At 50.1% G+C, this 15,491-nt stretch carries 17 protein-coding genes; all 17 read left to right on the top strand.

Features of this window, described 5'->3' with window-relative positions; genetic code table 11:
* Positions 1-120: 120 nt before the first annotated feature.
* The 17 genes from radC to DW819_RS04030 all read left to right on the top strand — a co-directional run bounded on the left by radC (position 121) and on the right by DW819_RS04030 (position 15,467).
* A complete protein-coding gene (gene radC / locus DW819_RS04110; protein ID WP_118732205.1) occupies positions 121-813 on the top strand; it encodes a DNA repair protein RadC in 693 nt (230 codons plus the stop codon).
* A gap of 3 nt (positions 814-816) precedes the next feature.
* The gene (mreC, locus tag DW819_RS04105) at positions 817-1,692 is read left to right on the top strand and encodes a rod shape-determining protein MreC (RefSeq protein WP_118732204.1); all 876 of its coding nucleotides are present in this window, start codon (positions 817-819) and stop codon (positions 1,690-1,692) included.
* Positions 1,689-2,204 (top strand): rod shape-determining protein MreD, encoded by a 516-nt coding sequence (gene mreD / locus DW819_RS04100; protein ID WP_118732203.1) that lies wholly within the window; start codon positions 1,689-1,691, stop codon positions 2,202-2,204. Before mreC ends, mreD begins: the two co-directional genes overlap by 4 nt.
* 30 nt (positions 2,205-2,234) lie before the next feature.
* Positions 2,235-5,117 carry a penicillin-binding transpeptidase domain-containing protein gene (locus DW819_RS04095; RefSeq protein WP_243025562.1) on the top strand — a complete coding sequence of 961 codons (2,883 nt, stop codon included), beginning with the start codon at positions 2,235-2,237 and terminating at the stop codon, positions 5,115-5,117.
* Positions 5,118-5,177: 60 nt separating this feature from the next.
* A complete protein-coding gene (locus tag DW819_RS04090; protein WP_118732202.1) occupies positions 5,178-5,843 on the top strand; it encodes a septum site-determining protein MinC in 666 nt (221 codons plus the stop codon).
* 64 nt (positions 5,844-5,907) lie between these two features.
* Positions 5,908-6,699, top strand: coding sequence for a septum site-determining protein MinD (gene minD, locus DW819_RS04085; RefSeq protein ID WP_118732201.1), 792 nt, complete (start codon positions 5,908-5,910; stop codon positions 6,697-6,699).
* Positions 6,700-6,711: 12 nt separating this feature from the next.
* On the top strand, positions 6,712-7,020 hold the full coding sequence (locus DW819_RS04080; protein ID WP_118732200.1) for a cell division topological specificity factor MinE: 309 nt from the start codon (positions 6,712-6,714) through the stop codon (positions 7,018-7,020).
* Positions 7,011-8,129, top strand: a complete 1,119-nt coding sequence (locus tag DW819_RS04075) for an FtsW/RodA/SpoVE family cell cycle protein (protein WP_118732199.1) — start codon at positions 7,011-7,013, stop codon at positions 8,127-8,129. The genes DW819_RS04080 and DW819_RS04075 overlap by 10 nt, the downstream gene beginning before the upstream one ends.
* A 17-nt stretch (positions 8,130-8,146) precedes the next feature.
* Positions 8,147-8,542 carry a methylglyoxal synthase gene (mgsA, locus tag DW819_RS04070; protein WP_118726814.1) on the top strand — a complete coding sequence of 132 codons (396 nt, stop codon included), beginning with the start codon at positions 8,147-8,149 and terminating at the stop codon, positions 8,540-8,542.
* Between the two features lie 11 nt (positions 8,543-8,553).
* A complete protein-coding gene (locus DW819_RS04065; protein ID WP_347560159.1) occupies positions 8,554-9,513 on the top strand; it encodes a D-alanyl-D-alanine carboxypeptidase in 960 nt (319 codons plus the stop codon).
* 90 nt (positions 9,514-9,603) lie between these two features.
* On the top strand, positions 9,604-10,023 hold the full coding sequence (locus DW819_RS04060; protein ID WP_118732198.1) for a twitching motility protein PilT: 420 nt from the start codon (positions 9,604-9,606) through the stop codon (positions 10,021-10,023).
* A 143-nt stretch (positions 10,024-10,166) separates the two neighbouring features.
* Positions 10,167-11,567 (top strand): HlyD family efflux transporter periplasmic adaptor subunit, encoded by a 1,401-nt coding sequence (locus tag DW819_RS04055; RefSeq protein WP_118732197.1) that lies wholly within the window; start codon positions 10,167-10,169, stop codon positions 11,565-11,567.
* Positions 11,568-11,615: 48 nt separating this feature from the next.
* Complete coding sequence (locus DW819_RS04050; RefSeq protein WP_118732196.1) at positions 11,616-12,302, top strand: YggS family pyridoxal phosphate-dependent enzyme; 687 nt, start codon at positions 11,616-11,618, stop codon at positions 12,300-12,302.
* Between the two features lie 21 nt (positions 12,303-12,323).
* Positions 12,324-12,827: a cell division protein SepF gene (gene sepF, locus DW819_RS04045; RefSeq protein ID WP_118732195.1), complete on the top strand. Its 504-nt coding sequence runs from the start codon at positions 12,324-12,326 to the stop codon at positions 12,825-12,827.
* Between the two features lie 108 nt (positions 12,828-12,935).
* Positions 12,936-14,054 carry a 3-dehydroquinate synthase gene (aroB, locus tag DW819_RS04040; RefSeq protein WP_118732194.1) on the top strand — a complete coding sequence of 373 codons (1,119 nt, stop codon included), beginning with the start codon at positions 12,936-12,938 and terminating at the stop codon, positions 14,052-14,054.
* Entirely contained in the window at positions 14,035-14,556 is a 522-nt protein-coding gene (gene lspA / locus DW819_RS04035) for a signal peptidase II (protein WP_118732193.1), read from the top strand. Before aroB ends, lspA begins: the two co-directional genes overlap by 20 nt.
* Positions 14,553-15,467 carry an RluA family pseudouridine synthase gene (locus tag DW819_RS04030; protein ID WP_243025560.1) on the top strand — a complete coding sequence of 305 codons (915 nt, stop codon included), beginning with the start codon at positions 14,553-14,555 and terminating at the stop codon, positions 15,465-15,467. The genes lspA and DW819_RS04030 overlap by 4 nt, the downstream gene beginning before the upstream one ends.
* Positions 15,468-15,491: the final 24 nt, after the last annotated feature.

Raw genomic sequence — 15,491 nt, 5'->3', positions numbered from 1 at the left:
TTATTAACCATTTCTAAAGTTTTCCATTTTTTGTATACACGATATTTGATTTGTGGTAAACTAACTATATCTGTGGTTTTCCTTCCGCTTCGTACTTGGAGAGGGAATGGAGGGTGAATCATGAGACACACAAAGATGAAAGAACTGCCCCATGAGGAGCGGCCATATGAACGCTGCGTAAAGTCCGGTCCGGAATATTTGAGTGACGCACAGCTTCTCGCTGTGATCCTCCGGACCGGAAGCACGCAGGAGAGCGTACTGGAACTGGCCGGCCGGATCCTGGAGCTTGGAGGTCCCGGAGAAGGAATTCTGGGACTTTTACATTTGTCCCTGCCGGAGCTTATGAGTGTCAAAGGCATCGGACAGGTGAAGGCTATCCAGCTTCAGTGTATCGGAGAGCTTTCCAGGCGTATCTGGAAACGGAAGGCCATAAGGAGTCCGGTGCGTTTTAATGAGCCGGCCCAGGTGGCAGAATACTATCAGGAAGATTTGCGTCATAAGGAACAGGAAGAGTTCCACATGATGCTTTTTAATACAAAACAGAATATGATCGGGGATGTGACGCTCACCAAAGGAACGGTGAACGCGTCTCTTGCCACACCGAGGGAAATCTTTATCCAGGCACTGAGATTTCAGGCAGTAAGTCTGATCCTGGTGCACAATCATCCCAGCGGCGACCCACAGCCAAGCAGGGAGGATATCCTCCTTACCAGGCGGGTGGAGGAAGCCGGCAGGATGATCGGTATCCCGGTGCTGGATCATATTATCATAGGTGACGGCACTTATGTCAGCATGAAAGAACGGGGATTATAACAGATGGAATCAAAACGCAGCAAATACATTCTGATCGGATTGTCGGTTTTCTGCATTCTGCTGATCGGCATTACATCCTTTAAGGATGGTTTCTTAAATCCGCTGAGAAGCGGTGTGGGTTATGTGTTAAACCCGATCCAGTCGGGGGTGAACCGGGTGGGAACCTCCCTCTACAACGGCATCAGCAATTACAGTACCTTGCACAGTGCCATGGCAGAAAAACAGGCCCTTCAGGAGCGCATCGATGCTCTGGTGGAGGAGAACAGCCGTCTTCAGTCGGAACAGTTCGAACTGCAGCGCCTGCGGGAGCTTTATGATCTGGACCAGGATTATATGCAGTATCAGAAGATCGGTGCCCGGGTCATTGCAAAAGACTCCGGTGACTGGTTCCAGGTATTCCGGATCAACAAGGGCTCTGCGGATGGTGTTCTCGTGGATGCCAATGTGATCGCAGGAGGAGGCCTCGTGGGAATTGTCACGGATGTTGGAGCCCATTACGCCACGGTACGTTCCATTATCGATGATGTGAGCCGTGTCAGCGGAATGGCCCAGCAGTCCGGCAATACCTGCATTGTTGCCGGCGATCTGACGCTTTTTGAGGAAGGACGCCTGCGGATCAGCAATGTCGCGCAGGATGCGGATTTTAAAGACGGAGACCGGATCGTGACCTCCAATATCAGTTCCAAGTTCCTGCCTGGCATTCTGATCGGCTATGCTGCGGATATGACCACCGACCAGAACCGTCTGACCAAATCCGGTTACCTGATCCCGGCTGCCCAGTTTGACAGCCTGCAGGAGGTTCTGGTCATCACGACACCAAAAGAAGAACCGCAGCAGGATGACACAGAAAAAACAGAGGGGGCACAGACTGGCTCATGAAACGGATCTTATTAAATGTGGTGCTGATGATCCTGGCTTTTACGGTACAGAACTGTGTATTTCCGCTGATCCCGTTTCTTACCGCAACGCCGAACCTGCTTCTGATCCTGACTTTTTCCTTCGGATTTATTTACGGAAAGAAAGCCGGGCTGCTATATGGCCTGTTTGCGGGAATTTTACTGGATCTGTTCTACAGCGGTCCTTTTGGCTTTTATACGCTGCTGTTTATCAACATCGGCTATTTCAACGGCATCTGCACCCAGTACTACTATGAGGACTATATCAACCTGCCGCTGGTCATGAGCCTGGTCAACGAGCTGATCTATAACCTGTATATTTATGTGTTCCGTTTTCTGATCCGGAACCGGCTGGATTTCCTTTATTACGCAAGGGAGATCATCATTCCGGAGCTGATTTTTACGGTGGTGACGACCCTGCTGATCTACCGCTTCTTTCTGTCAGCCAATCGCAGACTGGACGAGATGGATAACCGCCGGGAACGCGAATACTAAACAAGAGATACAAATAGGAGTGACACAAGCGTGCTGAAAGATTTCTTTCATAAATTATGTGATTTTTTAAAACGGGTGTTAAGCTCCCGTATTTTTGCTCTGGCTCTGGTGTTTACCGGCATGTTTCTGGTGCTGGCGGCCAAGCTGTTTGATCTTCAGATCATAAACGGAGAATCTTACCTGGAAGATTACGTGCAGATGATCGAAAAAACAGTCACAACGCCTGGTACCCGCGGCAATATTTATGACCGCAACGGGAAGCTTCTGGCCTACAACGAGCTGGCCTACGCGGTGACGGTGCAGGACACCGGAGATTATCCCAAAAGCGCAGGTATGAATGGCATGCTCTTAAAGCTGGTGCAGATCTTAAACAAGCATGGCTATCAGGCTCAGGGCAAACTGGAGATTGCATTAAATGAAGATGGGGAGATTGTTTACACATCCTCGTCCGAGGCGGCCAGAAAACGATTTCTGCGTGATTTTTACGGACGCAGGTCCGTGGATGAGCTCGACGATGAAAAGGGAAAATACCCGACCGCGGTGACGGCCAAAGAGCTGATCGAGAAGAAAAAGTCTGCCTACGGTCTTGACAAGATGAAGGATGAAAAGGGTAATCCCCTGATCCTTTCTGACGCAGAGCTGATACAGCTTGTCAATATCAGGTATACGATGTCTCTTGTCGCATATAAAAAATATGAGGCAACTACTATCTGTGACCGGGTAGATGATGAAACAGTGGCAGATCTGATGGAGCACACCGCAGAACTGAAGGGCGTGGAGGTGGCAGAAACTACCATCCGCCGTTACAATGACGCAGTGTACTTTGCGCCGATCATCGGCTATACCGGCAAGGTACAGGAGGATCAGCTGGAGGAACTGAAAAAGACAAATCAGGAGTATGAACTCAGCGATATTGTCGGCCGGACCGGCATTGAGGCTTCGATGGAGCTCGAGCTTCAGGGCCACAAGGGCTACAAGAATCTGGTGGTCAACAATGTGGGAAATGTCATGCAGGTGCTTTCCGAAACACAGGCCTCGACCGGCAATGACATTTATCTGACCATTGACCGCGACCTGCAGATCGGTATTTACCATCTGATCGAGCAGCAGCTGGCCGGTATCGTTTCCAAGGCGCTGGTCAACCAGGATGTCGACACCTCTGCCATCACGGACTCTTCCAAGATCAGCATTCCGGTGAAGGATGCCTATTACCAGCTTATCAACAACAATGTCCTTTCCTTAAGCCACATGGCTTCGGAGGATGCCACAGACATTGAGCGCCAGATCCAGTCCATTTATACCTCGTCGAGAGAACAGATCCTGGAACGTCTGCGCTATGAGCTCATGAGCGATCATCCGACCATGATGAAAGATCTTCCCCAGGATATGATGGCATACATGGCCTACATCTATAACTGGCTGTCAGATTCAACGATCGGGATCGTCCAGAAAGACCGGATCGACCAGAACAGCGAGAGCTATCAGGCGTGGAAGAATGACGAGATCAGTCTGCGTGATTATATTTACGCCGGTATTTCGGAAAGCTGGATCGATACCACAAAGCTGAATGTCACCAACAAGTATTCCAGTGCCGACGATATCTACCAGGTTCTGGTGGACTACGTGCTGGAGCATCTGAAGGATGACGCAAAATTCACCAAGCGTATTTACCGTTATCTGATCAATGACCAGGTTGTCACCGGACGTCAGCTCTGCCTGGCACTTTACGCCCAGGGGGTACTTCCGTACGATGCAAACGAAGTGCAGCTTTTGACTGCCAATGGCGAAGAATACGCCTTCCAGTTTATCCGCCGTAAGATCCAGAACATTGAGCTGACACCGGCTCAGCTGGCCCTTGACCCGTGTACCGGCGGAGTTGTGATCACGGATGTCAACACCGGAGAGGTGCGGGCACTGGTTACCTATCCGAGCTACGACAATAACCGCCTGTCCGGAAGCGCGGATCCGGCTTATATGAGACAGCTGCAGGAGGATCTGTCCCTGCCGCTGTACAACAATGCGACCCAGGCCAAGAAAGCACCGGGCTCCACCTTCAAGCCGATCACGGCCATTGCAGGTCTGGAGGAAAAGGTCATCGGTCTTTATGAAACCATTGACTGTACCGGTGAATATAAAGAAGTAGACCCTCCGATCAAGTGCTGGATCTATCCGGGACACCATGGCCCGCTGACGGTTGTGGGAGGTCTTCAGAATTCCTGCAACTACTTCTTTTCGGAGGTGGCACACCGCCTGGCAACGAATCGCGACACACTGGTCTATTCTACCGATATGGGTGTGGACACGATCCGCCGCTATGCATCCATGTTTGGACTCAACCGTCCCTCCGGCATTGAGATTTCGGAAACGACACCGGAACTGACTACAGAGGACCCGGAACGATCCGCAATGGGTCAGGGAACCAACTCCTACTCCAATGTACAGCTTTCCCGCTATGTGGCAGCCATTGCCAACAGCGGAACGGTGTTCGACTTAAGCCTGCTTGATAAGATGACCGACTCGGAGGGAAATCTGATCCAGGATTTCACACCGGAGGCGACCGGTCATGTGGATATTGCAGACTCCACCTGGGATGCGGTCCATCAGGGTATGCGGGCAGTAATCACAGACGGCTCCGTGAACAAGATCTTTAAGGATCTGGAGGTGGAGATCGCGGGTAAGACCGGTACGGCCCAGGAGTCCAGAACCCGTGGTAACCATGCGTTTTTTATTTCCTATGGACCATATACCAACCCGGAGATCTGCGTGACAGTTAATATCCCTTACGGATATTCCTCATCAAACGCGGCTATGGTGGCAAAAAATGTCTACCGCTTTTACTACGGATATACCGATCTGGAATCCATCCTGGGCAGTGGTGCCCTGGAGGTTTCCAATGTTAAGGTCGGAGACTGATCACCTTGTGCTCCCGGAATGCCGGGAGCGCAGAGACAACAAAGGGGAGCGGGTGAAAACATGAAAAACAGGATTGTGATCAAAAGCAGCAAAGCAGGCATGACGGTCATCCTGGATCCGGAATGCAGCTTTGAGGATCTGATCGCGGAGCTTGCCGCAAAATTTAAGGATTCGGCCCGGTTCTGGGGAAATGCCCAGATGGCGCTTCTGCTTCAGGGAAGGCCCCTGACGGCGGCCCAGGAGATGCAGATCGTCAATACCATCACGGAAAACTCTGGAATTGAGGTGCTCTGTCTGCTGGATCAGGATTTAGAGCGGGTAGAGCGCTGCGAGAAGGCACTGAACCAGAAACTGATGGAGCTTTCCGAGCGGACCGGCCAGTTTTACCGGGGAGATCTGCACAGGGGAGAATCCATTGAATCGGAAGCCAGCATCGTCATTATCGGGGATGTCCGTCACGGCGCCCGGGTAACAGCCAAGGGAAACATCATCGTACTGGGAGAACTGCGCGGTTCTGTCCATGCAGGTGTCGCCGGAAATCGGGAGGCCGTAGTAGCCGCCATGGAGATGGCACCTCTCCAGATCCGGATCGCAGATGTTTCCTGCCATTATGGCGATAAGGGACGCAAGCTGGGCAAGGGTCCGATGGTTGCTTCTGTAGAAAATTGTAGTATTTGTACGAAAGTAATAAAAAAATCATTCTTAAATATGTTAAATTTCAATTAATACTGGAAAAATTCCAGATTATAGGTTAAAATAGATTCGATAGTATTTTTCAGGAGGCGTTTCTATGAGCGAAGTCATGGTAATTACTTCTGGAAAAGGCGGGGTCGGCAAAACCACCACCACTGCCAACATCGGGACAGGCCTGGCGCTCCTTGGATACAGCGTTGTGCTGATTGATACGGACATTGGTCTTCGAAATCTTGATGTTGTGATGGGGCTGGAAAACCGCATCATCTACAATCTCGTAGATGTTGTGGAAGGCAATTGCCGTATGAAGCAGGCCCTGATAAGAGACAAAAGATACCCGAACCTTTACCTGCTGCCCTCAGCCCAGACCCGGGACAAGTCCTCTGTGAACCCCGGGCAGATGCGTAAGCTGGTGGATGATCTGCGGGAAGAGTTTGACTATATCCTGCTGGACTGTCCGGCAGGGATCGAGCAGGGCTTTCAGAATGCCATAGCCGGTGCAGACCGGGCTCTGGTTGTCACGACTCCGGAGGTATCCGCTATTCGTGATGCAGACCGCATCATTGGTCTTCTGGAAGCGGCACGCATGGAAGACATCCGCCTCATTGTGAACCGGATCCGCATGGATATGGTCCGCCGTGGGGATATGATGTCTGTAGATGATGTGGCAGATATTCTGGCCGTCCCCGTGATCGGCGCTGTTCCGGACGAAGAAGACATTGTCATCTCCGCCAATCAGGGAGAGCCGCTGGTCGCTGCAGGATCCATGGCGGGGGAGGCTTTCTTAAATATCTGTCGAAGGATTTCCGGGGAATCGGTTCCGTTTATGGATCTGGATCCTCACAGAGGGATTCTGGTCCGCATTTCCGGCTTTTTAAAGAGGGCGTAGGAGGTGGAGCGGATGAAAATGCCTGGAAGATCCGCAAAGAGTAATTCCGGTGAGATTGCCCGGTCCAGACTGAAGCTGCTTCTGGTATCAGACCAGTCCGGAATAAATCCCGGCATCATCGGAATGATCCGGGATGATCTGGTACGTGTCTTATCCAGATATGCCCAGATCGATGCCGGCGCGGTGGAGCTTCGGCTGATACGCCCGGAAAAGGACGGTAAGCAGGCTTTTCTGATTACGGCGGCCTTTCCGGTCCGGCAAATTACTACTGTACAGAGCCATCTGGACAGTTACATGACGAGGAATGAAGAATGTTCTTAGACTATAACTTCAGAAATTACAATTACCGTTTATTCCTTTATGTGCTGCTGCTGAATATTACCGGTGTTCTGATTATCCGGAGCGCCTCCAACCAGGATATCTCCATGGTCCTGAAACAGATCGTGGGCATTCTGGTCGGTCTTACGGCAGTTATTATTTTATCCCTTGTAGATTACCACAAAGTGGTTTCTGTTGCACCGCTCATATACGGCACCAGCCTGGCCTTCCTTCTGGCTGTGCTGGTGTTTGGCGTGAGCAGAGGTGTGGCACGGCGTTGGCTGGTGCTTCCGGTCATTGGTCAGATCCAGCCGTCTGAGTTTGTGAAGATCGGACTGATCATCTTTTTTTCCTGGTATCTTTCCAGGTATCAGGAGCGGATCAATGAGTTTAAGATCCTGTTTTTTGCAGGACTTTTGTTTCTGGCCGCATTCGGTCTGATCTTTTTACAGCCAAACCTGTCCACCAGTCTTGTCACTATGGTAATCTTTCTCTGTATGCTGTTTACGGCCGGCTTAAGCTACCGGTGGATCCTTGGGGCACTGGCAGTGGTGGTTCCCTTCGGGGCATTGTTTATCTATCTGCTCCAGTACAACATGGTACCGTTCCTGAAGGATTATCAGGTGCGCCGTATCATGGCCTTCATTGATCCCGCAAACTATGCGGAGGCCAATCTCCAGCAGAATAACTCTATTATGGCGATCGGCTCCGGCATGCTGCAGGGAAAAGGACTCAATAACAATACTCTGGCATCTGTAAAGAACGGAAACTTCCTTTCCGAGGAACAGACAGACTTTATCTTTGCTGTTATCGGGGAAGAACTGGGCTTTATCGGCTGCATTGCCGTAATCTTTCTGATCGCGCTGACTGTTTATGAATGTCTCATTATGGCGGCCAGGGCAAAAGATCTGATGGGAAGTCTGCTCTGTGTAGGTCTTGCTTCCCTGCTGGCATTTCAGAGTTTTGCTAATATAGCTGTAGCTACAGGCATCCTGCCGAATACCGGACTTCCGCTTCCGTTTATCAGCTATGGAGTAAGTTCACTCCTGAGCGTATATCTGGGAGTCGGCGTGGTGATGAATGTAGGACTTCAGAGAAAAGTAAGCAACTAATAAAGGAGGGTTCAGTTATGAACATCGGTTTAATCGCACATGATTCCAAAAAGAAGCTGATGCAGAATTTCTGCATTGCATACAGAGGAATTTTGAATAAACATGAACTGTATGCAACCGGCACTACAGGACGCCTGATTGAAGAGGTGACCAACTTAAATGTACACAAATACCTGGCAGGCCATCTGGGCGGACAGCAGCAGCTGGCATCCCAGATCGAGCACAATGACATGGATATGGTTATTTATCTGCGAGATCCGCTGCATCCGAAAAAGCATGAGCCGGATGTAAACGATGTAGTCCGTCTGTGCGATATCTACAACATCCCATTTGCAACCAATCTGGCTACCGCGGAGCTGCTGATCAAGGCTCTGGACCGCGGCGATCTGGAGTGGCGCGAAGTGTATCGCTAGAGGTGTGCGGCTTGAAAAAGATAAGAATGATGACGGCGGCCTGTCTGCTTGCCGGTCTTGTGCTTGCAGGCTGCAGCAGACAGACGCAGTTTACCTATGAAGGCTCACGCCTGGAAAGCATGGCTAGGGATCTTCAGGAGAATGCGCAGGCAGATTCCTTCGCAAAAAATCTGTGTGTGGTCACCGGGGAGGAAGGAGAGGAGGACGCATCTGTAACAGCAGAAGCGGCGGCTGCCTTTGGTATAGATTCCAAACAGGTGATCTTCCAGAAAAATCCGTTTGAACGGCTGTATCCGGCCAGCATCACCAAGATTATGACAGCTCTCATTGCAATCCGGGATGGTGACCTGACTGACTCTGTGACGGTAGGTCCGGAGACAGTCATCACGGAGACCGGGGCGTCCCTGGCCCATATTAATCCGGGAGACACCCTGACGATGGAGCAGCTTTTATACGGACTTATGCTCCCGTCCGGAAACGATGCCGGGGCTGCGATCGCAGTTCACATGGCGGGAAGTACAGAGGCTTTTGCGGAAAAGATGAATGAGACGGCTCACGCACTTGGAGCAACCGATACCCATTTTGTGAATCCCCATGGTTTAAACAACGAGGATCACTATACAACGGCATACGATCTCTACCTGATCTTCAACGAGGCTTTAAAATATCCGGAGTTTCGCAAGATCATCGGTACGGTATCCTATCAGGCACAGTACACGGACAGCACCGGACAGGCAAAAACTCAGGAATGGAAAAACAGCAACCAGTATTTAAACGGTAAAAGCAAGGCGCCGGAAGGCGTTGCGGTCATAGGGGGAAAGACCGGCACTACCAGAGCGGCAGGCTCCTGTCTGATCCTGGGGTGTCAGGATGAAAGCGGAAACGATTATATCTCTGTGGTGTTGAAAGCAGAGAACAGAGACGTCCTCTACGATAATATGACAAAGATTATGGGCAAAATTGTCAATTAGTGATTGCATATTCCATATATTTGTACTATAATTACGTTAATAATAAAAGAATTTTTATACAGATTCAATAAACCCAAGGAGGACACGACTATGGTTCAGATCATTGCAGGCAGAAAAGGCAAAGGAAAAACAAAACATCTGTTGGATATGGCAAACAACGGTATCAAGGCAGCTACCGGTTCCATCGTTTATCTCGACAAGAGTTCCAAACATATGTATGAGCTCAACAACCGGATCCGCCTGATCAACGTAAATGAATACCCGGTTTCCACCAGCCAGGGATTCATCGGTTTTATCTGCGGTATCATTTCACAGGATCACGATATCGAGACTATGTTTTTAGACAGCTTTTTGAAGCTTGCAGGTTTAGAGGGAGAAGACATCAGCGAGACCATCACCACATTAGAGGGAATCAGTGAAAAATACAGTGTGAACTTCGTATTAAGCATCTCCATGGATGCAGCAGAAATGCCGGAGAACGCACAGAAAGATGTTGTGGTTTCTCTGTAATACATAGTATGAATTTTTGTAACTATTTTTACAGCCGGGGCGGAAGGTTCTCCCCGGCTGTTTGTGTGACAGTAAATGCGTGCTCCTTCTAAACACGTGAAGCAGTCACAAAGACATCAGATACTGCCGGGAGGAACAGTGCATTGGCAAAAAAAAAGAAATCAAACATTGTGAGATATCGCCATCCGCGAAACATCAATATAGGCATGATGATCTTCGCGATCATCTTTGTCTATCTGCTCTTCAGTGTTTATACTTACATGAAAAAGGAGAAGGTTCAGTTTTATGAGGTTGTGGAGGGCAACATCGTAAATGACCGCCAGTATACCGGCATCATCCTGCGGGATGAGAGGGTGGAGAATACAGACCGGGCCGGATATATCAACTATTATATCCGTGAGGGCAAGAGGGCTGCAATCGGCACCCGTATCTATTCCATCGATGAGACAGGCAATATGGCGGAACTGATGCAGGAGAATCCGGACGCGAATGTAGGCCTGACAGATGCGAATTTAAACGATGTCAAACGTCAGCTCTCTTCGTTTTCCATGAATTACAGTGACCGGAAGTTTGAGAGTATCTATGATCTGCAGTATTCCCTGGAAGCGGCGGTACTGGAGTATGCGAATTTCAATGCGCTGGGTAACCTGGACAGTATCATCCAGCAGGCCGGGGCTTCCTTTGTGCAGGTGACGGCTCCGGTATCCGGAGTGGTATCCTATGCGGTAGATGGCTTTGAAGGGCTGACGGAGGATCAGATCACGGAAAGCACCTTTGATCGTTCCGGCTATTCCAAGGCCATCACGAAGGCCGGTCAGCTTATTGAGCAGTCAGCTCCGGTCTATAAGCTGATCACCTCCGATAACTGGAGCATTATATTCCCACTGTCGGAGGACGCGGTGGAAGAATATAAAGACCAGACACAGCTTCATGTGACATTTTCCGCCAACGACCTGGATGCAACCGGAGATTTTTCCATCATTACTGGTGGGGACGGAGCTTCCTACGGAAAGTTGGACTTCACCCAGTATATGGTCCAGTTTGCCTCTGACCGTTATGTGACCTTTGAGGTAGATACCGAAAAGGCCGATGGACTGAAAATCCCGGTTAAAGCAGTCACCGAGAAGGAATTCTATCTGATCCCGCTGGAATATATGGTCCAGGGCGGTGATACCAGCGATACCGGTTTCATGAAAGAGGTTTATTCTGACAGTGGGACAGCAGCAGAATTTGTGCCGGTTTCCATCTATTACGCGACAGACGAGTATTATTATATCGAAAAGGGAGAAGACTCCCCACTGCAGTCCGGGGACTATGTAGTGAAACCGGATTCCCAGGACCGCTATCAGATTGGACAGAGCGCGTCCCTGCAGGGCGTGTATAACATTAACAAGGGCTATGCCGTATTTAAACAGATCGAGATCATCAAATCCAACGATGAGTACTACTCGATCAGGAAGGGCACCAATTACGGACTTTCGGTATATGATCACATTGTGCTGGATGCCAATACCGTATACGAAGGCCAGCTGATTTACCAGTAAGAGGCTCCGAACAGAACACAGGATTGAACAGAACAGGGAGGCATAATCATGAACACCATAAGAGATCATCTGAACGAAGTGAGAGAGAATATCCAAAAAGCCTGCGAAAAGGCAGGACGTTCTCCGCAGGAGGTTACCCTGATCGCGGTGAGCAAGACCAAACCGCTTTTCATGCTGGAAGAAGCGTATGAGGCCGGCGCGCGGGATTTTGGTGAAAATAAGGTACAGGAGATTCTGGAAAAACACCCGAAAATGCCTGAGGATGCCCGTTTTCATATGATCGGCCACCTGCAGCGCAACAAGGTAAAACAGGTGCTGCCCCACGCAGTACTGATCCATTCTGTGGATTCTTACCGCCTGGCAGAGCAGATTTCCCAGGAGGCAGGAAAGCTGGGCATCACAGCGAAGATCCTTCTGGAAGTCAATGTGGCAAAAGAGGAGAGCAAGTTTGGCATGATGCCGGAAGATGTGGAGGAAATGGCAGGTCAAATTGCAGCACTTCCGCATCTTCAGATCGAAGGTCTTATGACCATTGCGCCTTTCGTAGATGACCCGGAAAAAAATCGTCCGGTTTTTCGAAAATTATATCAATTATCTGTTGACATCAAAAAGAAAAACATTGATAATGTTAACATGGGTGTCCTTTCTATGGGTATGACCGGAGATTATCAGGTAGCTGTAGAGGAAGGTTCAACCATGATAAGAGTCGGCACCGGAATATTTGGTGCCAGATAAGGATTGGAGAGAATATAGGTTATGAGCATTTTGAGCAAACTGATGGATACCATGCGTTTTAGTCCGGATGAGGACGAAGAATACTTTGGTCCGGATGACGATTATGAGGCAGAAAAGCCAGCCAAAAGAGGACGTTTCCCGGCTCGTGAGGAGTCTGAGAGCTACGATGACGGGAGCGAGGAAAAACCAAGATTCTTCTCTCGTTCTTCTAAAGTTGTCCCGATGAAGCGCAGCATGGAGGTATCCATGGTAAAGCCTACTTCAATCGAGGATGCAAGAGAAATTTGTGATTATCTGCTGGCCGGAAAGGCGGTAGTTTTGAATATGGAAGGAATCCACACAGAGATCGCACAGCGTATCATTGATTTCACATCGGGTTCCACATACTCCATGAACGGAAACCTTCAGAAAATTTCCAGCTACATCTTTATTGCCACACCGGAGTCCGTAGAACTCTCAGGTGATTTCCAGGAGATGATCGGGAACGGCACACTGGATGTATCCGGGCTGAATATCCGCTTATAAAACCAGGCAGACAAGGGTACAGACAATTTTCCGACGGACAAAAGAGGAAGATTGTCTGTATTTCTTTATTCAGAGTTTATATTCATAAAGAGAAGGAGCACAGACATCATGAGCGATCGCATGACAGTACATCGGGATGGAAAACCCATTTATGATATTATAATGGAAGAAAATTATGACAGACTGGGACAGGAGGTAGCAGCTCTTTCTGTCCGGGACAGAAGACTTTGCGTGGTGACAGACAGCACGGTTGCAGAACTCTACAGTGATACCGTGATCCGGCAGCTGGAGCCAGTCTGCAGGGAGGTCCATCTTTTTGTGTTCCCGGCGGGGGAGGAGAACAAGAATCTGGATACCGTGCGGGATCTGTATGAATTTCTGATCCGCAATCACTATGACCGAAGTGATATGCTGGTTGCACTGGGTGGAGGTGTTGTGGGAGATCTCTGCGGTTTTACAGCAGCAACCTACCTGCGCGGCATCCGCTTTATTCAGGTGCCGACGACCCTGCTGTCCCAGGTTGATTCCAGCATCGGCGGTAAAACCGGTGTGGATTTTGACGCCTATAAGAACATGGTGGGCGCGTTCCATATGCCGCAGCTGGTCTACACGGCAGTTACAAGCCTTCAGACCCTGACGCAGGAGCAGTTTGCCTGTGGTATGGGTGAGGTGATCAAACACGGGCTGATCATGGATGCAGATTACTATGAGTGGCTGCAGGCCCATCGCGAGGAGATTCTCGCGAGGAATCTTTCCGTCTGCGAGCAGATGATCCTCATAAGCTGCCGCATCAAGCGCGATGTGGTGGAGCAGGATCCGATAGAGCAGGGGATCCGAGGCATTTTAAACTTTGGGCATACCCTGGGTCATGCTATTGAAAAACTGATGCATTTCCAGCTGCTGCACGGACAGTGTGTAGCACTCGGAAGCGTGGCAGCAGCCGGCCTTAGTGCAAAGCGCGGCGAGATCACCCTGGAAGATGCTTTGCAGATCCGGGAGGTATTTTTTCAGTTCGGGCTTCCGGTGGCCATTGCAGATTTCGGCCTTTCCAAAGACGAGATCATCGCAGCTACCAAAAATGATAAAAAGATGGATTCCGGCAAGATCAAATTTATTCTGCTGCACCGGATCGGTGAGGCCTTCATTGACCGTACCGTCACGGACGAAGAGATGGATGCGTGCCTGGACTGGCTGATAGGAGGCTCAGATGAAGACGAAAGGATTTAATCTGCTTTCCTGGGCAGCCCTGAGCCTGGTGCTGGTTTTGCTTGACCAGTACACAAAGCTTCTGGCAGTGGCACATCTGAAAGGGAAAACGCCGCTTGTGATCCTGGACGGAGTATTTGAACTTCTGTACTCGGAAAACCGGGGAGCTGCCTTTGGCATGCTGCAGGGGAAACAGGGCTTTTTCTTCCTGATCGGAGCCGTTGTGCTGGCGGCGGCCATCTATGTGATGTGGCGCATGCCGGGCTGGAGCTGTCTGCGGTATACCGGGCTTCGCATCTGCACCATCCTGATCACGGCTGGCGCGCTTGGAAACATGGTAGACCGTACCACACAGGGCTACGTGGTAGACTTTTTATACTTCAGGCTGATCGATTTCCCGATCTTTAATGTGGCAGACATCTATGTGACCACAGCAACCGCGGCTCTCCTGTGCCTCCTCTGCTTTTTCTACAAGGAAGAAGATCTGGCTGTCTTTGAATGGAAGAAGGGGGAGCACCGGTGATCTACGAACTGACTGCGGAGTCTGCTGCAGGACAGCGGATCGACAAATATCTAAGCGGACAGCTTGCAGATCTGTCGCGTTCTTATCTGCAGAAGCTGTTAAAGGACGGCGGAGTTGAAGTAAACAAAAAACCGGTAAAGAGCAATTATAAGCTTTCGGAAGGAGATCAGATCCGTCTCGAGGTGCCGGAGGCAGTAGAGCCGGAAATTACGGCCGAAGACATGGATCTGGATATCCTTTATGAGGACAAAGATATCATTCTGGTGAATAAGCCCAAGGGTATGGTGGTGCATCCGGCAGCCGGACACTATGCCGGAACCCTGGTAAATGGTCTGATGCATCACTGCCGGGAGGAGCTTTCCGGGATCAACGGCGTGATGCGTCCGGGCATCGTGCATCGGATCGACATGGACACGACCGGCGTTCTGATCGTGTGTAAGAATGACAAAGCGCACAATGCGATCGCAGAACAGCTGAAGGTCCATTCCATTACCCGCAAATACTATGCGATCGTGCATGGTGTGATCAAAGAAGACGATGGAACCGTGAACGCGCCGATCGGACGCCATCCGGTGGACCGCAAGAAGATGAGCATCAACGAGAAGAATGGCAAGGAGGCTGTCACCCATTATCATGTCCTGAAGCGCTTTCGCCGCTTTACCTATGTGGAATGCCAGCTGGAGACCGGGCGGACTCATCAGATCCGTGTTCATATGGCGAGCATCGGTCATCCGCTTCTGGGAGATCAGGTTTACGGACCTGCAAAGGTTCCGTTTTCCGGTCTTCAGGGTCAGACACTGCATGCCGGAGTCCTTGGCATCATCCATCCGTCTACCGGAGAATATATGGAATTTCACGCGCCGCTTCCGGAATATTTTGAGAAGCTGCTGCGAAAGCTGGAACAGGATTAAAGACAGCGCAAAGAATCACAAAAA

It is taken from the genome of Clostridium sp. AM33-3, assembly GCF_003480315.1.
In the GTDB taxonomy this organism is placed as follows: domain Bacteria; phylum Bacillota; class Clostridia; order Lachnospirales; family Lachnospiraceae; genus Brotaphodocola.
This window is presented reverse-complemented; position numbering and strand designations above follow the sequence as displayed.